This is a genomic window from Comamonas sp. 17RB, from assembly GCF_030056555.1.
Taxonomy (GTDB): Bacteria; Pseudomonadota; Gammaproteobacteria; order Burkholderiales; family Burkholderiaceae_C; genus Comamonas; species Comamonas terrigena.
Genome location: NZ_JASHHY010000001.1, coordinates 529,583 through 554,237, shown reverse-complemented (window position 1 = coordinate 554,237; position 24,655 = coordinate 529,583). Strand labels below are relative to the sequence as shown.

At 63.4% G+C, this 24,655-nt stretch carries 8 protein-coding genes and 2 pseudogenes; 7 read left to right on the top strand and 3 right to left on the bottom strand.

Annotated features, from left to right (window positions below):
• Positions 1-369: 369 nt before the first annotated feature.
• Positions 370-657, bottom strand: a complete 288-nt coding sequence (locus tag QM470_RS02310; RefSeq protein WP_283337996.1) for a hypothetical protein — start codon at positions 655-657, stop codon at positions 370-372.
• A gap of 282 nt (positions 658-939) precedes the next feature.
• Between QM470_RS02310 and QM470_RS02305 the strand changes: the two genes are divergently transcribed.
• Complete coding sequence (locus tag QM470_RS02305) at positions 940-1,071, top strand: hypothetical protein (protein ID WP_283337995.1); 132 nt, start codon at positions 940-942, stop codon at positions 1,069-1,071.
• A gap of 129 nt (positions 1,072-1,200) precedes the next feature.
• On the opposite strand, the gene QM470_RS02300 is transcribed toward QM470_RS02305, so the two are convergent.
• Positions 1,201-1,740 (bottom strand): CcdC protein domain-containing protein, encoded by a 540-nt coding sequence (locus tag QM470_RS02300; RefSeq protein ID WP_283337994.1) that lies wholly within the window; start codon positions 1,738-1,740, stop codon positions 1,201-1,203.
• Positions 1,741-2,041: 301 nt separating this feature from the next.
• Positions 2,042-2,362 (bottom strand): hypothetical protein, encoded by a 321-nt coding sequence (locus QM470_RS02295; RefSeq protein ID WP_283337993.1) that lies wholly within the window; start codon positions 2,360-2,362, stop codon positions 2,042-2,044.
• A gap of 358 nt (positions 2,363-2,720) precedes the next feature.
• Here QM470_RS02295 and QM470_RS02290 point away from each other — a divergent pair, with 358 nt between their 5' ends.
• The 6 genes and pseudogenes from QM470_RS02290 to QM470_RS02275 all read left to right on the top strand — a co-directional run bounded on the left by QM470_RS02290 (position 2,721) and on the right by QM470_RS02275 (position 24,634).
• Positions 2,721-2,861 (top strand): hypothetical protein, encoded by a 141-nt coding sequence (locus tag QM470_RS02290; protein ID WP_283337992.1) that lies wholly within the window; start codon positions 2,721-2,723, stop codon positions 2,859-2,861.
• Between the two features lie 324 nt (positions 2,862-3,185).
• A pseudogene (locus QM470_RS21425) lies at positions 3,186-3,317 on the top strand (ESPR domain-containing protein); the annotation flags it as partial.
• A gap of 744 nt (positions 3,318-4,061) precedes the next feature.
• Entirely contained in the window at positions 4,062-9,071 is a 5,010-nt protein-coding gene (locus QM470_RS02285) for an autotransporter-associated beta strand repeat-containing protein (protein WP_283337991.1), read from the top strand.
• A 460-nt stretch (positions 9,072-9,531) separates the two neighbouring features.
• Positions 9,532-9,660: pseudogene (locus tag QM470_RS21420) on the top strand (ESPR domain-containing protein); the annotation flags it as partial.
• A gap of 120 nt (positions 9,661-9,780) precedes the next feature.
• The gene (locus QM470_RS02280) at positions 9,781-18,696 is read left to right on the top strand and encodes an autotransporter-associated beta strand repeat-containing protein (protein ID WP_283337990.1); all 8,916 of its coding nucleotides are present in this window, start codon (positions 9,781-9,783) and stop codon (positions 18,694-18,696) included.
• A 496-nt stretch (positions 18,697-19,192) separates the two neighbouring features.
• On the top strand, positions 19,193-24,634 hold the full coding sequence (locus tag QM470_RS02275; RefSeq protein WP_283337989.1) for an autotransporter domain-containing protein: 5,442 nt from the start codon (positions 19,193-19,195) through the stop codon (positions 24,632-24,634).
• Positions 24,635-24,655 lie beyond the last annotated feature (21 nt).

The following is a 24,655-nucleotide window of genomic DNA, read 5'->3' as shown; positions in this document are numbered from 1 at the left end:
CGACCTTGAAGCAAGGTGCTGGCAAGCAGTCCAAGCCATTTTGGTTGCGCTGTAGACATGGTGGGGTAGGCCTAGGGCGCCAAAAGACAAAGCCCGCGCGGCGCGGGCCGGGCGGGCTGGTGGACAGCGGGGCACAAGGGCACAGACTGATTCCCGTCGCGCAGGGGTGTGCCGACTGCCCATTGCAGGCAGATCCGGATGGCGGCGCCGTACGGCCTGGCCAGCAGGCTTTGGGCGGTGGGGCGGCCTCTGCGTCTTATTTAAAGACGCGCAATGGCATGTGTATCTGCATCTGCATCTGCATCTGCATTTGCATGCGCCCTGGAGTGATCTTGAGCGCGGCAGGGGACTTGCGAGCCTTGGCGCTGGTCAGCGGCGTCCGTGGTCCCAGCCACCGCGGTGCAGCATCCAGCGGCCATCCGGGCCGTGCGTCCAGCCTGGTTGCCGGTAAATGAAGCCTGGGCGTGGCCGTTCATAGTGGCCAGGGCGCCATACATGGCGTCCACCCGACCAATCCCAGAAGCCGCCAATCCAGATGGCACCCGCAAACGGGGCGATGGGAATGCTCTCCACATAGGGGGATGGCGGCGCCACATCGGCGAACACTGCGCCGTCGTCGTAGTAGCCGGTGGCATAGGCAGGCCGCGCGGGGGCCACGACGCATCCGCTGAGGGCTGACACTCCCAGCACTGCCGCTGTGAGCCAAGGTACAGATCGCCGATGGGCTCTGGTAACAATTGCATCGCCTTGCATGGTCGACTCCTTCCTGTGCATACGCTTGATGCAGAACGCTTCTGCAGCTGTATTGGGCGTTTGCCAGACTTAGGAAAGACTTAAATCCGCCCGGCTTCACAGAACGGTGACCTGGCTTTACCTGCCAGCCATATTCATGCGTTGGGCCCTGCCTAGACTGCGCCCACAGCCTCATTGGAGATACGCATGGAGCTCAAGCGCAAAGCACTGTTGTTAGGCTTGGTCCTGTTAAGCCTTTTGTTGAGCCTGCTGTTCAAGGACCTGGTGGTTCCGGCCGAGTTTCTTGAAGAGTGGTTGGGCCGTTGGTGGCGGCGTTAGGCCGGATCGGTCGTGCGATCCGGCGGCGCGCCGGGCGCCCATGGGCCATGTGTGAGCGCCCCATCGCCCGGCATGGGCTGCACATGCAAAAGATCTTGTGGGGGCTTTGGTTCGATGCGCAGACCGGCTTCAGCGATTCACCGCTTCCCGTGCGCGCTTGGCCGCGATCACGCTGCGGCGCCAGGCCGCAAGACCGTGGGTGTACCACAGCGTGTAGCCCGCAAACAGGCCCAAGGCGCCCAGCGACAGCGGGCTGCTGACAAATTCGCGTGCGCTGCGATGTACCTCGGGTGCCAGCCAGAAAACCTCGACCAGTCGATAAGCCAGCCGGGCCAGAAAAAGCATCGCAAGACCGAGTGCGATGGGTTTGTAGGGGGTGTACGTCAGCAAGCCAGGCTTGGCCTCAAACCGGGTCTGGCGCAGTGCCACCGCTGCCAGGGCGGCGCCTGCTGCCATGAACCCCAGCAGCTCGGCAATCAGCACCGGCCGGGGAGCCAGTGCCCAGAGGACCGCGAGGAGGAGCGGTCCGTAGATGGCAAACGTGAGTGGAGCCCGGTAGCGCGAGAGCCGCTGGGGGCCTATCGCACGCTTGAAGCGGGTGAACACACGCCACAGGACGAGCAGGCCGAGTGCGGTGTAGCCAAGAAGTGGTGAGATGGGTGCAGCCACGGTTTGCCACCTGGTTCAGAAAGCGACGCAACCTAGTGTAGCGAGATGGACTGCCTCTGGTTCGGCAGAAGTACGGTGGACTCTTGCTTGCCCGCCAAACCCCATGCGCAAGCGGTTCTCGACAACGCATTCTTCCGGCATTTTTCGGGGGGCACAGTGGCTTTGCCTGCCAAGGCAGCGGTGCTTGGCATGGGGCTGCCCGCCCCACCCGCTCCGTCCAGGTCAGGCGCTGCCACAGGCCCCGCCATTTCCCATTACGCCGCTGCCGATGAGGAGGGGAGTGCTGCAGGGCAGGGTGGCGTCACTCTTCTTTCAATTCGCACTTGGCGTATTTGACAGCGTCCTCCGCGTAGGTGTGGGCGGCCTTGTGCGCCTGCTGTACATAGCGCTTGAGCTCTTCCACGTAGTTCTCCATCTCGCGCTGGTATTTGTCCACCTCCCATTGCAGGCAGGTCTTGATGGCGGCGCAGTACGGCTTGAAGGGTCTGGATGGCGGCGAGGGCTCTGAATAGGAGCTCATCGATGGCTTGTAGCAGGACGCCTGCGCCGACAGCGGCGCCAGCAGCAGGGAAGAGATCAGCGTCAGCAGCAAGGGCCAGGGCAATGGTGGGGTGGGGCGCATCGTGTTTCTCGGGTTGGGCATGCAATCCATACAAGCTATACAAGTCATACAGGCAGAGCAAGCAGAGCAAAAGCGGCCGGGGTGGAGGCATGGTGCCCGATCTGCGCTCTGCGAGCATGCCGCTTGCATGTGTTGGGCGCAGATTCCCCGTATCTCCCAGTGCGCAGAACCCCGCAAAGCATACAAGCCGCTGCAGCCACGCCGTGGCTTTTTATTTGGCTTGATGTGCCTGTGCGTGCATGCGTGTGTGCGGGGGACATGCGCAGTGGTGGCAGTGCCCATTGCGGCCATGGGATGCGGGACAGGATAGGGCAGAGCGGTCGCTGGCAGCATGCCCTGGGTCAACAAGGAAACACCCATGAATGCCGGTAGAAGCCGGCAAGCCTGGAAGCTGGGCGTGTTGCTGGTGCTGGCCGTAGTGAAGGGCAGCAGCGCGGCATCCGCACTGCAGTCACTCGCGGCGTCCAGTGTGCCGGTGGTGGCGGTGCGGGCGTGGTAGGGCGCATGTCGGTCTGGTCAAACAGCGCGATACGGAGGGTTTCGCCTTGATAGGCCCGCCGAGCGCGGGTCGCTATTTGCCGAGTGGCCCAGAACGCACCCGAGGTGCTGGATGTTGCCGGGATGCTGTGAGTGAGCGGCAGCAGGCCTGCTGGCTCGCAGCAACGCCACATTCAGCGCGCAAAAAATACCTAAGTTTAGGTATATACACCGTTGTAAGTGGTTGTTACTTTCAGTCCGTTGTGAATGACCAGAGTCCGTGTCCAAGCGGTCTTGGGTGCACATGCCGACAGCAATACACACTGACTGAAAGTTTTTCGTTCGTATGAACCACATTTACCGCTCTATCTGGAATGCAACCCTGGGCTGCTGGGTGGCAGCGCCTGAAAATGCCCGCGCTGGCGGCAAGGCCAGCCGCAGCACGCGGTGCGCCCGCACCACCGTTGGCGAGAAAAGCCGCGCGGTGTTTGCCGTCATCCCTCTGGTTGTGGCTTGTTCTTTGGCATGGCCGGTGCTGGGTCATAGCGGGGCGCTCACTTCGGTGACAGGCGAGGAGACCGTTGCACAAGGTGACACGCTTTCGTATTCAACCAGCAGCGATGCGTGGATTGGTGGCACGGGGGGGACAGGGGGCACTGGGGGGGCGGGTGCTTACTCTGCCCCGACTTTCCCAGGCACACCTGGCTCCGCTGGCATGGTGGGGGTCAATGGTGTCTTGAATGTGTTGGGGACCGCAAATTTGGACCCAGGCTCCTGGACCGTCGGCGGTACAGGCGGTACAGGCGGTACAGGTGGTGCCGGTGGTCAGGGTGGAAGTTACATATTGCCAAGTGCTGGAGGGCCTGGTGGCTCAGGTGGGGTTGGAGGCACAGGTGGTAGCGGCACATTGAACATAGCAAGCGGTGGCGTCGTCAATGTGGTCACCGGGGCTGCCTTGGCGCTGGGCGGTAGTGCGGGTAGCACGGGTAGCGGGGGGAGTGCGGGTAGTGCTGGAAGTAGTGGCACATTGCCGGGCTGCATTGGAACTTGCCCGACCATTTCTGGTGGTTCTGGTGGTAGCGGCGGGCAGGGGGGGCAGGGTGGTGCAGGCGGCAGCGGTACGCTGAATCTGTCGGGCCATCTGCAATTTCAGGTTGACAGTAGCTTCACCATCCACAGCAATGGAACGCTGAACATAGGCAATGCCCTGGTAAATGACGCCGTGGCCGGAAGCATTACCGGGCTGGCGTCCATCACCAACAATGGACTGATTCAATTTAACCAGTCCGACGCTGCTTATACCTTGGACACCGCCATCACGGGCGTGGGCCGGGTTGTCCATAACAGCAGCGGCGTCACCACCCTGGCTGGAGTCAACACCTACAGCGGCGGCACCACGGTCACTGCTGGCACGTTGTCGGTCAGCAGCGACAGCAACCTGGGGGACGCCTCCGGTGCGCTCACCCTGAATGGCGGCATTGTGCAAGTCACTGGCACGGCTTTTACCGGCAATGGCAGCCGCAGCTGGGTGCTTGGCAGCGCGGGTGGCGGTATCGACATTGCCGATGCCACAAACAGCTTTACCCTGGGCAGCGCTTTGGCTGGCGCCGGCCACTTGAAAAAAACCGGCGCGGGCACATTGGCATTGACGGGAGCCAATACCTACAGCGGCGGCACCACACTCAACGCTGGCGGACTCGTACTGGGCAATAACGCGGCACTGGGCACGGGGGCGTTGGTCGTGGGGGGCGCCGCCACGCTGGATGCCAGCACGGCCATCACCTTGGCCAACAACGTGACGCTGAATGCCGGGCTGACTGTGCAAGGGAGTAACGCCCTGAACCTGGCGGGCGTGATATCGGGCACTGGCGGCTTGTCTAAAAACGGCGCGGCCACTCTGACGTTGACGAGAGCCAACACCTACACCGGAGGCTCCACCATTAATGCGGGCACGTTGGCCATTGGTGCAGGCGGCAGCTTGGCGGCCGCCGGAGCGGTGAATCTTGCCGGTGCCGGTACGCTGGACATCTCCGGTGGCGGTGGCAACCAGAGCATCGGTTCGCTGGCCGGCGTGGCCGGCAGCAGCGTGGCGCTGGGCGGTAACTCGCTGACCTTGGGCGGCGCCACCGACAGCAGTTACAGCGGTGTGATCAACGGCAGCGGCGGGTTGACCAAAAATGGCGGCGGCGTGCAGACGCTGAACGGAGCCAATACCTTCAGTGGCGGTGTCACCCTCAACGCCGGCGGCTTGGTGGTCGGCAACGATGGGGCCCTGGGCATTGGTGCCTTGACGGTGGACGGCGCTTCCACACTGGATAGCACCCAGACCGTCACACTGGCCAACAACATGGTGCTGAATGCCGGGCTGACGGTGCTGGGCAGCAACAAGCTCACCCTCAATGGCAATCTGTCCGGCCCTGGCAGCCTGACCAAGGAAGGCGCCGCAACGCTGACCTTGAACGGCACCAACACCTACACCGGCGACACGACCATCCACGCCGGCACGCTGGCCCTGGGCGCAGGCGCCAGCCTGCATGCAAGCGGCATCGTCAACCTGGCCAGTGGAGCGACCTTCGACCTGTCGGCCGGCAACGGCACGCAGATGTTCGGCACCTTGATCGGCAGCGGTACGGTGAACATGGGTGCTAACACGCTGACCATCGGTGATGCCACCAATGGCACCTTCAGCGGTGCTGTCGCCGGCAGCGGCAGCCTGATTAAGGAAGGCACCGGCACCCAGACCCTGACCGGGGCCAGCACCTTCACCGGCGGCACCACCATCAATGCAGGTACGCTGGCCATTGGCGCAGGTGGCAGCCTGGCCGACACAGGGGTGGTGAATCTGGCTGGCGTAGACACAGGCTTTGATATTTCAGCGGGCGGTAACCAAAGCATTGGCACCCTGGCAGGGGTGGCGGGGGCCACTGTAGCCTTGGGCGGCAACACGCTCACCTTGGGTGGTGTGGGCAATACCAGTTTTTCCGGGGTGATTGACGGCGCAGGGGGCCTGGTCAAGAACGGCACTGGCGTGCAGACGCTGAATGGTGGCAATACCTATGAGGGTGGCACCCAGGTCAACAGCGGTACCCTGAAGGTGAATGGCAGCCTGGCCAGCAGCCAGGTTACGGTGGCCAGCGGTGCTGCTTTGAGCGGCAGCGGCACTATCGCTGGAGATGTCACGATCAGCGACGGCGGTCATCTGGGCTTGGGCACCGGATCGGTGCTGAGTGTGGGTACGTTGAGCTTGAGCGCCGACTCCCGCATTGATGCCGCTCTGGGCGTGGCCAGCACCACGGCGCTGGCCAACGTTACTGGTGATCTGGTGCTGAACGGGTCTCTCAATATCACCGATGCCGGTGGCTTCGGGCTGGGGGTTTACCGTCTGTTTGACTACGCTGGCAGCTTGACCGACGGCGGCCTGGAGCTGGGCACTTTGCCCACAGGGGTGGAATCCAGCGACTTGCAGGTACAGACCAGTGTGACCAAACAGGTCAACCTGGTGGTGGGCAGCGGCGCCAATGTGCGCTTCTGGGACGGTGTTGCCACAGCCAGCGATGGCGCCATCGCGGGCGGAACCGGGGTGTGGAACAGCAGCAACACGAACTGGACAACAAGCAGCGGGAACCTGAACGGCGCATGGAATGATAGTTTTGCCGTGTTCCAAGGCACAGCGGGCACGGTGACGGTAGAAGGAATACAGCGCGCCACGGGCTTGCAGTTTGTCAGTAATGGTTACCACCTGGTGGCTGACTCCGGCACCGCCGGTGGACAGGTGGAGCTGGTCGGCAACAGCAATGGCGATGCGTTCATCCGCGTAGACCCCGGCGCGACAGCGACGCTGGATGTGGCACTGAGCGGCAGCGCCACCCTGGTCAAGGTGGACAGCGGCACCCTGGTGCTCAATGGCGATAACAGCTACAGCGGCGGCACCCGCCTGAATGGTGGCACGCTGGAGGTGGGCCACCACCATGCGCTGGGTTCGGAGGCTCTGCTGGTCAACGGCGCCGGTACGCTGCAAAGCAATACTGATGTCACGCTGGGTAATTCGGTCACGCTGGGCGCGGATCTGACGCTGGGTGGCAGCCACGATATGACCTTGAGTGGTAATGTCAGTGGCAGCGGCAACCTTATCAAGGACGGTACAGGCACGGTCACCTTGACTGGTGCGAACAGCGCTACCGGTGGAACGTTGATCACAGCGGGGCGCCTGGTGGCTTCTGCGGCCAATCTGGCCAGCGGTGCCATCACCAACAATGCGGACCTGGAGCTGCACCAGATCAGCGATGCCACCTTGGCCCAGGCCATCAGTGGCAGCGGCACCTTCACCAAGACCGGTACGGGCAAGCTGACTGTGACAGGCGCCAACACCTCGACCGGTGAGACGATCATCAGCGCCGGCAGCCTGGTGGCATCGGCAGCCAATCTGGCCAGCGGCGCCATCACCAACAACGCGGTGCTGGAGCTGAACCAAACCAGCGATGACACCATGGCCCAGAAAATCAGCGGGAGCGGCAGCCTGACCAAGACAGGCGCCGGCGTATTGACGCTGACGGGCAACAGCAGCAACTACACCGGCAGCACCCTGGTTGCCAATGGCGGCCTGCTGCTGGGCAGCACCGGCAAGCTGGGTGGTACCGTGACGGTGGCCAGCGGCGCCACGCTGGCAGGTACGGGCAACGTGGGCAGCACAGGCTCGGTGGTGACCGTGCAAAGCGGGGCCACCATTGCGGCGGGGGATGCGTCTTCTGCCTACGGTACCTTGCGTGTCGCGGGCGATCTGGTGCTGGAGCAAGGTGCCTTGTACCAGGTGCAGGCAGATCCCAATTCTTCTGCCAGCAGCCTGCTCAAAGTGGCAGGCAAGGCCACACTGGCTGGCAGTGTGCTGCATGTGGGCAATGAGTCCAATGCCGCCACCGACTTCCAGGTAGGCAAGACCTACGCCATTCTGCAAGCCAGCCAGATCGAGGGGACGTTTGGCTCCGCCATCTCCAACTTTGCCTATCTGGACACCAGCCTGGGTTACTCCGCCAACGAAGTGACACTGCAACTGCAGCGCAAGGGCAGCAGCACCGGCGGCGGCAACATGGGCTTTGCCGAGCTGGCTGAAACGCGCAATCAGTCTTCCGCTGCCAATGCCATCAGCAGCCTGCCCAGCAGCAGTGCGCTCTACCAGTTTGTGGAGAAGCTGCCAGCAGGCACACCGGCAGCCGCATTCAACAGCCTCTCGGGTGATACCCATGCCACCGTGGGCGGCAGCCTGGCGGGCCTGGGCGCTTTTGCTCCGGGCCTGAGCAGCAAGCACCTGCTGGGCAATCTGACTGCTGGCATGCACCCCGGCGCCGCTGTGGCGCAAAGCGATGGCGCCTTGCCGGCATCGGCCTGGCCGTCGTCCAAGGCGCTGCCCGCCTGGGCTGAGGTCGTGGGCCACTGGCAGCGTTATGACGGTGACGGCAATGCCGCGCAGCTGAAGCAACGCACCACCGGTCTGTTCCTGGGCATGGACCAGGAAGTGGGCACCAGCGGATGGCGCCTGGGTGGCTCTGTGGGCTACACCAACGCCGACGGCAGGGTGGCAGACCGCTCCTCTGAATCGGACGTGAACAGCTACAGCGCAGCCGTCTATGGTGGCAAGAGCTTTGGCACGGGTACCGGCCCACGCATCAATGTGCTGGGTGGTCTGGCTTACACCTGGCATGACATCGAGACCACACGCCGCGTGACCAGCCTGGGCCAGACCCTGAAGGCCGACTACAGCGCCCACACCGCGCAGCTGTTTGCCGAAGTGGGCTATGCCATTGGCCAGTACGACAAGGTGGGGTTTGAGCCCTTTGCGGCAGTGAGCCTGGGCCAGCAGCGCACCGGCAGCTTCCAGGAGCACGGCGGTTTTGCAGCCCTGAAGGGCCGCAGCAGCACCGACGACCTGGCCAGCACCACCTTGGGCCTGCGCGTGCACAGCGACTTCCAACTGGCCGGCAAGGAAGGCCGCCTGCGTGCCACCGTGGGCTGGCGCCATGCCTTTGGTGATGTGACGGGCAAGAAGACCATGGCGTTTGAAGGCAGCCAGAACTTCACCGTGGCCGGCACCCCGCTGGCGCGCAACACCGCCGTGCTGGGCCTGGAGGCCGATGTGGCACTCAGCCGCACTGCAGCGCTGGTACTGGGCTACCAGGGCGAGATGGGCAGCGGCCAGCGCGACCACTCTGCCAGCGTGAAGCTGCGCTGGGCTTTCTAAGCGCGGAGCGCATTGCCTGCCAACCCCTCTGCCGGTGCAAACCGTCAGGGGTTTTTCATGGGCGAGGATACGGGCGAGGACATGGGCGCCGAGAGGAATGAGAGAGAAACGCGATACGGCATGCGCCCTAGCTGGGCGGCAACTGTTTCGTATGTGTCTGGTTTGTTGTGCGCGCGCAGCGGTGGGGCTTTCCGGTCATACGACCGTGGGTGCAGTACTGGTGGGCTGGGGGTGAAGGCTCAAAGCAATCTGGTTCGGCAGTGACTGCTTACGACACCCATGATGGATTGGCGGCGCTTATAAAAATACCCAAATTCAGGTATTTGCACTCGGATACATCTGCGCTAGATTGCAAACATTTGTAATTTTCTATTGCATGTTTCATTCTCATAGAGGTGCTGACGGTTCCCGTCACCCTGGCTATGGGACACCACAACAAGCGCATTGAGGGACTGTCAGCATGAATCGCATTTACCGGAGCATTTGGAACGCCACACTGGGAGCCTGGGTGGCAGCACCTGAGACGGCGCGCACGGGCGGCAGCGCCGCTGCCAGCACCGTGGAAGGGCATAGTGTGTCGTCGGCCGACCGGCTGCTGGTGAGCTGGCGCGGTATTGCGAGCGCAATTGCCGTAGTCTGCGGGGGCGTAGCAGCAACGCCCGCCCATGCAGTGTGCACAACAGTTGTACCTACCGTCTCCTGCACTGGTGTGACGATCGGCTTGGTCTCCTCGACCAGCAACCTGACGGTCAACGTGCAGAACGGCGCGCAGATCTATCCCGGCGTTGTCGACGTAGTCAACGCGGTGTCGCTCACCGGTACCGGCATCACCGTGAACAACGCCGGGCGTATCGACCCTTCGCTGCTGCCGGGCCTGGCTTCCCTGGCTTCCGGTCTGAATCTCAGCAACGCAGCCGGCAGCACGGTGACGGTCAACAACCTGGCCTCGGGCCAGATCATGGGCACGTCCTCGCAGCTTGGAGTCAACCTGCTGGGGCTTGGCGGCATTGGCTTGGTGGTGCAGAACGGCGCAGGTGGTGTCACCACCGTTACCAACACCGGGCTGATCAGCGGCACGGCCATACTGAGTGCGCCAGTGTTGGCCGAAGACATTCCTGTGATGGCACTGCGCGGCGGCGCAAAGAATGTGGTGACCAACAACGGCACCATCATTGGCCGGGTGGCCATGCAGGCGTCCTCCGCTGGGAACGTCTTCACCAATGTCGGCACGGTCAACGGCAGTATCCACCTGGGTGCGGGCAGTGGGGCCAACACGTTCAATGCGGTCACGGGGTCGTCGGTCAGTGCGGGGGCCGGAGTAGGTGTGGACCTCGGCGTTCTGGGTGGGCTGGGCATTGCCTATGCACCAGCTGGCGTGGTCAACGCCGGTACCCTCAACAACGGCAATACCCTGAACCTGGTGAATGCCATTGGCGGTGGCTCAGGAACCGCCGGTTCGGGAGTCATCGACGGTAGCAAGTACATCAACTTCAACAAACTGAACGTCCAAAGCGGTACTTGGACGATGACCAATCAGTTGTTCGCGGGTGGTAGCTCAAGCACAGAGGTTCAGCTCAATGGTGGTGTCCTGAACGTCGACGCCAACGCGCTGAATGGTGCTGCCACAGTGACCGCCAACGGCGGTGGTCTGGGCGCTGCCAGCAGCAACGTGACCATCGGTAAACCCATCACCCTCGACACCAACGGCCTGACGGTGACCGGTTCCAGCAATGCCCTGACTCTGTCCGGTGAGCTCAGTGGCAGCGGCGGCCTGACCAAGACCGGTAGCGGCAATGTGACGCTCAGTGGCGCCAACACCTACACCGGCACCACCACCCTGGCAGCCGGCACCCTGACTCTGGGCAATGCGGCAGCCCTTAGCGCGCAAGCCCTGAGCGTGACCGGTGCCAGCACGCTGAGCACCACCTCGGCAATGACCGTGGGCAATGGCATCTCGCTCAATGGCGCCAACCTGACTGTCAACAGCAACTCGGCTCTGACCCTGAGCGGTGCGGTCAGCGGTACCGGTTCGCTGACCAAGACCGGCAGCGCGGACCTGACCCTGAGCGGCGCCAACAACTTTGGCGGTGGCCTGAATATCAACGGCGGCAAGCTGATTCTGGGCAACGCTGGCGCGGCTGGCGCAGGGACTATCACCGCCGGTGTCGGCGGTCCGGCGGCTCTGGATACCGCCACTGCCCAGACCCTGAACAACCTGGTCCAGCTCAACGGCAACCTGACGCTGACTGGTACCAACAACCTGACACTGCAAGGGAAGATCAGTGGTACCGGCGGCCTGATCAAGACGGGTGCCAATACCCTGACCCTGAGCGGTGCCAACGACTTCACCGGCAACTCGACCCTGGCCGGCGGCACCCTGGTGCTGCAGAACAATACGGCCCTGGGTACCGGGCAGCTGACGCTGACCTCCAACTCCACTCTGGATGCCAGCGGGCTCAGTATTGCTAACGCCATCAACGTGGGCACCCGCACCCTGACGCTGAGCAATACCGCGGCCACCACCTTCAGCGGTGCGCTCAGCGGTACCGGCGCCATCATCAAGAACGGCGCCGGCGACCTGACGCTGAGCGGGTCGAACACCTTTGCTGGGGTTCTGTCCCTGGCCAGCGGCAAGGTGATCGTTGGCAGCAATACCGCGCTGGGCAACGGCAGCCTGCAGGCCGGCGCCAACACCACGCTGGACGCCGACGCTGCGCGCAGCGTCAGCACCAATGTGGTCCTGCTCGGCAACCTGAATATCGCAGGCAGCAATGACCTGGCCCTCAACGGCCAAATTTCCGGCGCCAACGGCAGCCTGACCAAGAATGGCGCGTCAACCCTGACCCTGGGTAGCGACAACCTGTTCCAGAACGGTGTATTGCTCAACGCCGGCACCCTGGTCGTGGGTAGCAACTTTGCAATGGGCACCGGCACGCTTTCCACCGCCGCCAATACGACCCTGGATGCCAACACCGCGGCAACCCTGGGTAACGCGGTCACCCTGGCGGGCAACCTGTTCATTGGCGGTACTTCCGCCCTGGCCCTCAATGGCGTCATCAGCGGTACCGGCGACTTGATCAAGAACGGCACTGCCGACCTGATCCTCAACGGCAACAACACGTTTACTGGCGATATCGCGCTGAATGCCGGCAGGCTGGTGCTGGGTGGAGACTTCGCCCTCAACGGTGCGCATCTGACCGCGGCTGCGGGCAGCACCCTGGACAGCAACACGGCCGTCGGCGTCGGCAACCGCATCACCATCAATGGTCTTGTGAACATCGGTGGTACCGCCGATCTGACCCTGATCGGGGACGTCGACGGCACGGGCGGCCTGGTCAAGAACGGCGCCGCCAATCTGACCTTGTATGGCGCCAAGACCTACCAGGGTGGCACCACCCTCAATGGCGGGACACTGAGCCTTTGGCAAGCCGAGTCCTTGGGTGGCGGAGCGGTCACCGTGGGTGGTGATGCCACGCTTCTCAATCAAAATTCCTTCGCACTGGGTCAAAACGTTGCGCTGCAGCGGAATCTGACTGTCGCCGCCGATTACGACCTGGACCTGCAGGGCACCATCAGCGGAACGGGTGGACTGACCAAAGCCGGTATTGCCGAGTTGACCTTGTCCGGCAACAACAGTTTCAGCGGGAAGGTCGATGTCGCTGCAGGCACCCTGAATGCCGCTGTGGGTGGGGCACTCGGCCACGCCACGTCCGTCAACGTGGCATCTGGCGCGGCGCTCAAGCTGGGCACCAGTACCGTCTTGGACACGCTGACTGGCGGCGGCGCTGTGCAACTGGCTTCCGGTGCCGACATCACCCTGGGCACAGGCAACCACAACAGTGTGTTTGCTGGCAACCTCATGGGCAGCGGCAACCTAGTCAAGATGGGCAGCGGCGAACTGGCACTGACCGGCGTCAACCTGTTGAGCGGCCATACTGACGTTCAAAGCGGTACGCTGAAGGTCAGCGGCTCGCTGGCCAGCGACCTGGTGCAGGTCCATGGTGGGGCCACCCTGGCTGCCAGGGGCGCGCTGACCGGTGCCGTGCAGGTGGCGGATGGTGGACACCTGGCCGTCAACACGGCCCATTCCGTCAGCCTGGGTTCGCTGACGATGGCGCCCAACGCCAACCTGGATGTGGACATCAGCACGCAGGGCAATACGCCGCGTGCGGCCATCACGGTCAATGGCGATGTTTCGCTGGATGGCAAGCTCAACGTCAACCAAACCGCAGGTTTTGCCACCGGCGTCTACCGGCTGGTGAACTACGCAGGCACGCTCAGTGGCAACGGCCTGCAAATCGGCACGGTGACAGGAGGCTTGGCAGCCAGCGACCTGGATCTGCAGACGGCCGTGGGCTCCCAGGTCAACCTGGTGGTGGGCGGCTCCAACGTGCTGTTCTGGAACGGGACGCAGACGACAAGTGACGGCACCATCCAGGGTGGCTCCGGAACCTGGGATGCAGCGGGCAGCAACTGGACCACGCTCAATGGCGCCGACAGCCACAACTGGGCCGACAAATTCGCCGTGTTCCAAGGCACGGCGGGCACGGTGACAGTCAACGGGAACCTGTCTGTCAACGGCATGCAGTTCCTCACGAACGGCTACAGCATTATTGGAGCCAGTACCGGGAACAATACATTGAATTTGGCTGGCAGCTCTACGCCGGTGCGCGTGGACCCCGGTGTCACTGCGACGTTGGGTGTCACGCTGGCGGGTAGCGGCGAGTTGCACAAGATGGATGCTGGCACCTTGGTGCTGAACGGCGCCAACACCTACAGCGGTGGTACCACGCTCAACGGCGGTACTGTGGTGCTGGGTAACAACAGCTCGCTCGGTACCGGCGCGGTCACCGCCAATGCAGCAACCACCTTGCGTGCCAACCAGGCACGTGACCTGACCAACGATATTGCGGTCAACGGCGAACTGACCCTGGAAACCAACGCACCCATCGTTTCCTTCGGCAAGATCAGCGGCAGCGGCACCCTCAACAAGACGGGCAATGATGAACTGCTGCTGATCGGCAACAATGCTTTCGACGGCAAGCTGAACCTGCTGGGGGGTTATGTCACGACGGTAGGGACCAGTTCGCTGGGTAGCTTGGCTTCGGCCAGTCTGGCGTCAGGTACGGTGCTGAACATCGGCGGCAATCTGGCGATTGGCAGTCTGACCGGCCCCGGCATCGCCAATCTGTCCGTCAATACCGTGTTGTCGCTTGGCGGCGACAACAGCGATAGTCTGTTTGCCGGCCAGATCACCGGGATCGGCGGTCTGAACAAGGTTGGCAGTGGTGTGCTGGAGCTGACTGGCAATAGCACCAACAGCGCCTTGAACCAGGTCACGGCTGGTACCCTCAAGGTCACTGGTACCCTGGGCCCGACCAGCGGTGGCGCCGGCTTGAACGTCGCATCCGGCGCAACACTCACGGGGTCCGGCACCGTCAAGGGCACCACCACCATCGCCGACGGCGGGCACCTGGTGGGTGCCACCGGCCAGGTGCTGAACATGAGCTCGCTGGTGCTGTCGGCCAATAGCAATATTGATGTCCACCTGGGCTCGCCGCTTGCGTTGTCTGACGCAATGTTCAACGTGTCCGGCAACCTGACGCTTGCTGGCACGCTGAACGTCTATGACGCAGGGGCCTACGGCAACGGCGTCTACCGCCTGTTCAACTATGGAAATTCTTTGGTCAATAATGGGATCACCTTTGGCCATGTACCGAATGGTGCCACTGCCGCCAACATGACCCTCAATGCCGCAAACGGCCAGGTCAATGTGGCGATCTACTCGCCAGACCTGATCATGCAGTTCTGGGACGGCACCGATACGACCGATAACGGCCTGGTTGAAGGCGGCAACGGGGTGTGGAATTCGACCTCCAACAACTGGGTCGAGTTTGACGGATTTACTAACGACACTTGGAAAAACCAGTTCGCGGTTTTCCAGGGGGACACAGGCACTGTTACCGTAGAGGGCAAGCAAACCGTTACCGGCATGCAGTTCATGACCGATGGCTACCAGCTGGTCGCAGGAACCAATGGCTCGCTGAACATTGAAAACCGCAATGGCACCGCCTTTGCTGTGCGCACCGATGCGGGCGTTACGGCGACCCTGGACTTGCCGCTGACCGGCACCGGTACCCTGAACAAGCTGGATGTGGGCACCCTGGTCCTCAACGGCAACAATAGCTACACCGGCGGAACGCAGCTCAACGGTGGCACCCTGGTGCTGGGCAATGACAGCGCCCTGGGCACAGGCGGCCTGACCACCGCGACCGGCACCACCCTGGACAGCAACCAAGCGGTCACTCTTGGCAACGCGGTCGCTGTGAACGGCGCGCTGAAGTTGGCAGGCAGCAACGACCTGACCCTGAACGGCGTGGTCAGCGGCAATGGCAGTCTGGTCAAGAATGGCAACGGCTTCCTGACTCTGGGCAACGTGAATACCTTCGAGGGTGGGGTTGCGCTCAATGCGGGTCGCCTGATTCTGGGTGTCGACGGTTCGCTGGGATCGGGTGCCCTGACTGCTGGCAACGGTACTTCGCTGGGCACCCTGGGCGCGGTGGCACTGGGCAATACCGTCAATCTGGCGGGCACCCTGGCCGTGGTCGGCAGCAACGACCTGACCCTGAACGGCCAGGTCAGCGGTGCCGGCAGTCTGCTCAAGCAAAGCAACGGCACGCTGGCCCTGAACAGCGCCAACAGCTTCAGCGGCGGCGTAACTCTTCAGGCCGGCACACTGAACCTGGGCAATGCCGATGCGCTGGGCAGCGGCACCTTGACCGTGAGCGGACTCTCTTCATTGGATGTGAGCAGCGCACTGACGGTTGTCAACAAGGTTCTGCTTGATGCTGATTTGGCGGTGGAAGGCAGCCATGCCTTGTTCCTGGAGGGGAAGATCAGCGGCGCAAAGGGCCTGACCAAGAACGGCGACGCCAGCCTGGTGCTGAATGCCGCCAACGACTTCTCCGGCGGTGTCACGGTCAACGCCGGTAGCGTGAAGCTTGGCAATGCCAAGGCATTGGGCTCTGGCACGTTGGCCATCAACGGGAATGCAGAGATAGATGGCACCACCGCCTTGAATATTGCCAACGACATCGCTGTGGGCGGCACATTGTCCTTGGCGGGCGACAAGGACCTGACGCTGTCCGGTACCGTCAGCGGCCAGGGCAGCCTGGTGAAGAATGGTGTGAGTACCCATACCCTGGCGGGCGTCAACAGCTACCTGGGGGATACCGATATCAATGCCGGTACGCTCCACTTCTCGGGTGCCAACAGCAACCTGGGCGGCAGTGTCAACGTGGCCGGGAATGCCCACCTGAGTGTGGCCTCCAGCGCCGTGGTGAACATAGGGGATGCGCTTGTGCTGGACAACGCCTCTGAACTGTCCATCAGCGCGCATGCCACCGGTGCCAGCCTGCATGCTGCCAGTGCGCAGATTGGTAGCGGCGTGGGCTTCAATCTGACGGGGATCAGTTCGCCCAATCAGCTGAATCAGGTGCTGATTTCCACGGACAACGGCATCAGCGGTGATTTCAGCACCGTGTCCGTTGGCGGCTTTGCGGGGCCGGTGGACTATCTGACGCTCAATACGCGCAAGTCTGCCGACAACACGCAGTATCTGGCCACCTATGACCTGAGCTGGACGGCCAAGAACAACCTGGCCCACGGTGGCTTCACGCTGGCGGGTGCTACCGAGCAGTTTGAAGTGGCTGTGGCCCTGGGCGATGAAGCGGCAAACCCCAGTACCCACTGGGATGGCAAGTCCTTGACCAAGAACGGCGACGGCACGCTGGTGCTTTCCGGAGCGAACAGCTACACCGGCACCACGACCATCAACGGCGGTACGCTGCAGATCGGCAATGGGGGCACCAGCGGCAATCTGGGCACTGGCGCCGTGGTCAACAACGGAACCCTGGCCTTCAACCGCAGCGACGCTGTCAGCGTGGCCAACCTCATCAGCGGCAGCGGTGCGGTGAGCCAAACCGGGGCCGGTGTGCTGACCCTGTCTGGCGCCAACAGCTACAGCGGTGGTACCAGCATCAACGCCGGCACGCTGGTGGCGGCCCACAACAGCGCACTGGGCACGGGCAACGTCACCGTGGGCAATGCCGCTGCTTTGGAGGTGGCCAGTGGCACCACCTTGGCGGTGGGTAGCCTGGACTTCCAGGCCGGCTCGACCTACCGGGTGAATGTGGACCCCAGCTCGGGCGCCAGCAGCCGTATTGATGTGGCAGGTACTGCCAATCTGGCAGGCAATGTGCTGCATGTGGGCACGGTGTCCAATGCCGCCACCGACTTCCAGGTGGGCAAGACCTACACCATCCTGCATGCGGGCCAGGTCAACGGCACCTTCAGTGCTGCTGAATCCAACTATGCCTACCTGAATGTGGGGCTGGACTATCTGAAGACCAACGAGGTCACCACCGATGTGACGCTGACCTTGGCACGCAAGGGCAGCAGCACCGGTGGCGGCAATATGGGCTTTGCCGAGCTGGCCGACACGCGCAACCAGTCTGCTGCGGCCAACGCCATCAGCAGCCTGCCCAGCAGCAGCGCGCTCTACCAGTTTGTGGAGAAGCTGCCAGCAGGCACGCCTGCTGCCGTGCTGGCCAGCCTGTCCGGCGAAGTGCAGGCCAGCGTGGGCAGCAGCCTGGTGGGCCTGGGCGCTTTTGCCCCCGGCATCAGCGGCCAGCATCTGCGCAACAACATGACGGCCGGCTTCCGTGCCGGTGCACCTGTGGCGCAGAGCGATGGTCCGCTGCCGGCATCGGCCTGGCCGTCGTCCAAGGCGCTGCCCGCATGGGCTGAGGTGGTGGGTCACTGGCAGCGTTATGACGGTGACGGCAATGCCGCACAGCTGAAGCAACGCACCACCGGCCTGTTCCTGGGCATGGACGAGGAAGTGGGCACCAGCGGATGGCGCCTGGGTGGCTCTGTGGGCTACACCAATGCCGACGGCAGGGTGGCAGACCGTTCCTCCGAGTCGGATGTGAATAGCTACAGCGCGGCGGTCTACGGCGGCAAGAGCTTTGGCACCGGCACGGGTCCGCGCATCAATGTGCTGGGTGGCCTGGCTTACACCTGGCACGACATCGAGACCACACGCCGCGTGACCAGCCTGGGCCAGACCCTGAAGGCCGACTACAGCGCCCACACGGCGCAGCTGTTTGCTGAAGTGGGTTACGCCATCGGCCAGTACGACAAGGTGGGGTTTGAGCCCTTTGCGGGCGTAAGCCTGGGCCAGCAACGCACCGGCAGTTTCCAGGAGCACGGCGGCTTTGCTGCGCTGAAGGGCCGCAGCAGCACCGACGACCTGGCCAGCACCACCTTGGGCCTGCGCGTGCACAGCGACTTCCAGCTGGCCGGCAAGGAAGGCCGCCTGCGTGCCACCGTGGGCTGGCGCCATGCCTTTGGCGATGTGACGGGCAAGAAGACCATGGCGTTTGAAGGCAGCCAGAACTTCACCGTGGCCGGCACCCCGCTGGCACGCAACACCGCCGTGCTGGGCCTGGAGGCGGATGTGGCGCTGTCGCGCAGCGCCGCTCTGGTGCTGGGCTACCAGGGCGAGATGGGCAGCGGCCAGCGCGACCACTCTGCCAGCGTGAAGCTGCGCTGGTCGTTCTAAGCGCAGCGGACACACCCTGGTACGCCGAGGCTTGGCCTTGTCGTACGGGGGTGCGCCGCCAGCGGCTTCACGCCCGGTCTTGGCCGCGAATCTGCGGTTCACCCCGGGCGTGTGGGCTGCGCCAAAGCGCAGTACATCGCCTGAACCGATGACCCCTGTTGGTGCACGCCGGCAGGGGTTTTCTCATGGGCGAGGCAGAAAAAAGACGTGGGTGCAGTCCTTGCACGCCATGGTGTGCAGGGCTGGAGGGAAGGGTGTGAAGGCTGGAGAGGTGTTGGTTTAGAAGTGACTGCTTGCAATGGGCCACGGATGGGCGGCGATTTTCAAAATACCCAAGTTCAGGTATTTGCGGCAGGTCATATTTGCGTTAGATTGCAAATATTTGTAATTTTCTATTACATATACCCATTCCATAGGCGTGCATGACGGTGTGCGTCACAGCGCGTGTCGCCGGGCCTATGGGACACCACAACAAGCGTATTGAGGGACAGTCAGCATGAATCGCATTTACCGGAGCATTTGGAACGCCACGTTGGGGGCCTGGGTGGCTGCACCCGAGACGGCGCGCATGGGCGGTGGTAGCGGTCGTTCGACCGTGGGAAGTGAAGCCGGTGGCGGCGCAGCTGCGTCGACCCGTATGCTTTCCGGCTGGCACGGCATTGCCGGCGCGATTGCCGTGGCCTGGGGGCTGATGGCAGCAACGCCTGCGTACGCCGCATGCGTCCTGGTTTTTCCGAACGTTAACTGCAGTGCTGCGACCATCGGCAACCAGTCCTTCGCGAACAGCAACCTGACCTTCACCGTAGCGACCGGTGGGACCATCACGCCCACAAGTTCGGTTACCCCGGTGGTCAACCTCACCGGGACCGGGGTCACGGTCAACAACAACGGCCGTATCGATCCGGCCCTGTTGGCCAACCTTTCGGCGGTGACCACTGGCGTTCGAATCAGCAATGCCGCAGGCAGCACGGTCACGGTCAGGAACAACCTGACAGGCGTGTTGATGGGCTCAACCCTGACGCTGCCCGGTGGTCTGCTGAGCAGCCTGGACGGCAATGCGCTGGCCCTCGAGAACGGTGCCGGCGGCACGTCGACCCTGCTGAATGATGGAACTATTGGCGGGAATGTCCTGCTGGGGCTGCCTGTGCAGCTCGAAGACGTCCCGGTGATTGCGATGCGCGGCGGCGCACGGAACATTGTGACCAATACCGGCACCATCACCGGCCGGGTGGCACTGCAGGCCGTTTCCATAGGCGCCACCGGCAACACCTTTACCAACAGCGGCACCATCAATGGCAGCGTCAACCTGGGGGCCGGCGGCTATTCCAACAGTTTCTACGCCAGCACCGGGTCGTCGGTGAACAAGGGCAGCGGCGTCGCCCTGGACCTGCCGGGCATCATCAGCCTGGGCATTACCTATGCCGCCACGGGCTTTGTCGACGGCGGTACCCTGAACAACAGCACCAACGGCGGCAACACCCTGTACCTGCAGCTGAACCCGGACGGTACCAAGCCCACCACCGGCAGCATCAACGGCAGCCAGTATCTCAACTTCAACAATCTGGTGGTCACTGGCGGCACCTGGTCGCTGACCAACCAGCTGTTCAGCAACAGCGCCACCACCCGTAACGTCCTGCTCTCTGGCGGTCAGCTCAACGTCGACTCCGCCGCACTGACCGGCGCCAGCATCACCGCCAACGGTGGTGCCCTGGGCGCTGCAACCACCGGTGCGGTGGTGGCCAGTGGCATCACCCTTGGCACCCTTGGCCTGACGGTCAACAACAGCACCAACGACCTGACCCTGAATGGCTTGATCACCGGCAGCGGTGCCTTGACCAAGACCGGCACGGGCACCCTGACCCTCGGTGCTGCCAACGACTTCACCAGCACCACCACCCTGGCTGGCGGCACCATCAATCTCGGCAACGCCGCAGGCCTGAGCAACCAGGCTCTCAACGTCACCGGTGCCAGTACCCTGGCGACCACGGGCGCGATGACGGTGGCCAACGCCATTGGCCTCAACGGTGCCAACCTGACCGTGGACAACACCGGGGCTACGACCCTGAGCGGCGTGATCAGTGGTACTGGTTCGCTGACCAAGTCCTCCAGCAGCGGGGACCTGACACTGAGCAACGCCAACAGCTTTGGCGGCGGCCTGATCAGCAACGGCGGCAAGCTGACCTTGAGCGGTGCCAATACCATCGCCGGTGGGCTGGCCATCAACGCTGGCAACGTCACCCTGGAGGCAGACAACGATGTCAGCGGGGGGGTGTTCATCAACGGCGGCAAGCTGACCCTGGGCGATCAGGGCAGCATCGGTGCCGGCAATACCATCACCACCGGTGTTGCAGGCACGGCGGCCCTGGATACCACCTCTGATCAGACCCTAGGCAGCCAGATCCAGCTCAATGGCAACCTGACCCTGGCGGGCAGCAGCGACCTGACCTTGCAAGGGAAGGTCAGTGGGCCTGGCGGTCTGATCAAGAACGGCACCGCTACCCTGACCTTGAGTGGAGCCAATGATTTCACCGGTTCGGTGGATGTCAATGGGGGCCGTCTGGTCAGCACTGTCGCCACCGGTCTGGGCGCGTCGGGCCAGGTCAACATTGCTTCGGGAGCGACGGTGGAGCTGCAAGACGGCGGCACCATCGGCAGGCTCAACGGCTACGGCGATGTTGATCTGGTGGCCGGTACTTTGAAGCTTGCCGGCGGCAGCTTCCATGGGATCTTGAGTGGAGACGGCCACCTGGACAAGGTGGACACCGGTACCTTGCGGCTCACGGGCAACAACAACAGCCTCGCTGGCAATACATCGGTCAGCGACGGCACCCTGCGCGTGGACGGCAGCCTTGGCAGCGGCAATGTGACGGTGCATAGCGGCGGGACCCTGGCTGGCGGTGGTGTGCTGGGGGGCGCAGTGACTGTGGAGGATGGCGGCCACCTGAGCCTGTCCTCTGGCTCGGGGCTGAGCCTGTTTTCCATTTCGCCGCTGAGCGTGTCTTACGGCTCTACGCTGCACATGGCCGCGTTGACATTGAACGCCAACTCCCATGTGGATGCCGAGCTGGGTGTGGCTAGCACCACGGCGCTGGCCAATGTCACCGGCAATCTGGTGCTGGACGGGTCTCTCAACATCACCGATGCCGGTGGCTTTGGCCTGGGGGTTTACCGCCTGTTTGATTACGGCGGCAGCTTGACCGACAACGGCCTGGAGTTGGGCAATTTGCCCGCAGGCGTGGATCTTGTCGATCTGGAGGTCCAGACCAGCGTGGACAAACAGGTCAACCTGGTGGTGGGCGGTACCTCCACGGTGCGCTTCTGGGACGGAGCAGGTAGCACCAACGATGGCTCCATCGCAGGTGGGAGTGGGGTGTGGAACAGCAACAACACGAACTGGTCCATTGCCAGCGGGAACTTCAACGGCGCATGGAATGAGAGTTTTGCCGTGTTCCAAGGCACTGCGGGCACAGTGACGGTGGAAGGCACACAGCGTGTCACGGGCTTGCAGTTCGTCAGTGATGGTTACCAGCTGGTGGGGGGATCAGGCAGCCCAGGGGGGCAACTGGAGCTGGTCGGTAACGTCAGCGGCGACGCAATCATCCGCGTAGACCCTGGCGTGACGGCGACGCTGGATGTGGCGCTGAGCGGCAGCGCCACCCTGGCCAAGGTGGACAGCGGCACCCTGGTGCTCAATGGCAACAACAGCTACACCGGTGGCACCCGCCTGGATGGTGGCACGCTGGAGGTGGGCCACAACAGCGCGCTGGGTTCGGGCGCTCTGCAGGTCCACGGCGCTGGCACGCTGCAAAGCAATACTGATGTCACGCTGGGCAATGCCGTGGCGCTGGATGCGGATCTGACGCTGGCGGGCAGCCACGATCTGACCCTGGGTGGCGCGATCAGCGGCGCGGGCAATCTCATCAAGAGCGGCACGGGCACGGTCACCTTGACCGGTGCGAACAGCGCTACGGGTGGAACGCTGATCACAGCGGGGCGCTTGGTGGCTTCTTCCGGGAGCCTGAGCCGCGGTGCCATCATCAACAATGCCGCGCTGGAACTGCACCAGACCAGTGATGGCACCTTGGCCCAGGCCATCAGCGGCAGTGGCAGCTTCACCAAGACCGGTGCGGGCACGCTGACCTTGGCAGGTGTGAATACCTCGACCGGTGACACCACCATCAGCGCCGGTAGCCTGGTGGCCTCCGTCGCCAATCTGGCCAGTGGGGCCATCACCAACAACGCTGCGCTGGAGCTGAAGCAGGCCAGCGATGCCACTTTGGCACAGACCATCAGCGGCAGCGGCACGGTCAGCAAGACCGGCGCCGGTGTGCTGACGCTGTCTGCAACCAACACCTACAGCGGTGGTACCAGCATCAACGCCGGTACGCTGGTGGCCGCCAATAACAGTGCACTGGGTACAGGCCATGTGACCGTGGGCAATGCCGCTGCTTTGGAGGTGGCCAGTGGCACCACCTTGGCAGTGGGAAGCCTGGACTTCCAGGCCGGCTCGACCTACCGGGTCAATGTGGACCCTGACTCGGGCGCCAGCGGCCGTATCGATGTGGCGGGTACCGCCACCTTGGCGGGGAGTGTGTTGCATGTGGGCACGGTGTCCGATGCCACCACCGACTTCCAGGTGGGCAAGACCTACACCATCCTGCATGCCGGCCAGGTGGATGGCACCTTCAGCGCTGCAGCATCCAACTATGCCTACCTGGATGTGGGGCTGGGCTATCTGAAGACCAATGAGGTCACCACCGATGTGACGCTGACCCTGGAGCGCAACGACACCGCATTTGCCAGCCTGGCACAGACGCCGAACCAGGCGTCTGCGGCGCGGGGTATCGAAAGCCTTCCGCGCACCCACCAGCTGTATCAGTACGTGCAAAAGCTGGCCAATGGAGCCCCGGCCGCTGTGTTTGCCAGCCTGTCCGGCGAAGTGCAGGCCAGCGTGGGCAGCAGCCTGGTGGGCCTGGGCACTTATGCGCCCAGCGTCAGCGGCCAGCATCTGCGCAACAACATGACGGCCGGCTTCCGTGCCGGTGCACCTGTGGCGCAGAGCGATGGTCCGCTGCCGGCATCGGCCTGGCCTTCGTCCAAGGCGCTGCCCGCATGGGCCGAGGTGGTGGGCCACTGGCAGCGTTATGACGGTGACGGCAATGCCGCCCAGCTGAAGCAGCGTACCACCGGCCTGTTCCTGGGTATGGACCAGGAAGTGGGCACCAGCGGCTGGCGCCTGGGTGGCTCTGTGGGCTACACCAATGCCGACGGCAGGGTGGCAGACCGTTCCTCCGAGTCGGATGTGAACAGCTACAGCGCAGCCGTCTACGGCGGCAAGAGCTTTGGCACCGGCACGGGCCCCCGCATCAATGTGCTGGGTGGTCTGGCCTATACCTGGCACGACATTGAAACCACGCGCCGCGTGAGCAGCCTGGGCCAGACCCTGAAGGCGGACTACAGCGCCCACACGGCGCAGCTGTTTGCCGAAGTGGGTTATGCCATCGGCCAGTACGACAAGGTGGGTTTTGAGCCCTTTGCGGGCGTGAGCCTGGGCCAGCAGCGCACCGGCAGCTTCCAGGAACGCGGCGGCTTTGCCGCGCTGAAGGGCCGCAGCAGCACCGACGACCTGGCCAGCACCACCTTGGGCATGCGTGTGCACAGCGACTTCCAGCTGGCCGGCAAGGAAGGCCGCCTGCGCGCTACGGTGGGCTGGCGCCATGCGTTTGGCGATGTGACGGCCAAGAAGACCATGGCGTTTGAAGGCGGCCAGAACTTCACCGTGGCCGGCACGCCGCTGGCACGCAACACCGCCGTGCTGGGCCTGGAGGCCGATGTGGCCCTCAGCCGTACAGCCGCCCTGGTGCTGGGCTACCAGGGTGAGCTGGGCAGCGGCCAGCGCGACCACTCTGCCAGCGTGAAGCTGCGCTGGGCTTTCTAAATCGACTGCGCGCTGCGCAGC

Coding starts and splice junctions, on each gene's coding strand:
- QM470_RS02290 (WP_283337992.1), top strand. CDS start 2,721: ATGAATGCCGGTAGAAGCCGGCAAGCCTGGAAGCTGGGCGTGTTGCTG.
- QM470_RS02305 (WP_283337995.1), top strand. CDS start 940: ATGGAGCTCAAGCGCAAAGCACTGTTGTTAGGCTTGGTCCTGTTAAGC.
- QM470_RS02275 (WP_283337989.1), top strand. CDS start 19,193: ATGAATCGCATTTACCGGAGCATTTGGAACGCCACGTTGGGGGCCTGG.
- QM470_RS02295 (WP_283337993.1), bottom strand. CDS start 2,362: ATGCGCCCCACCCCACCATTGCCCTGGCCCTTGCTGCTGACGCTGATC.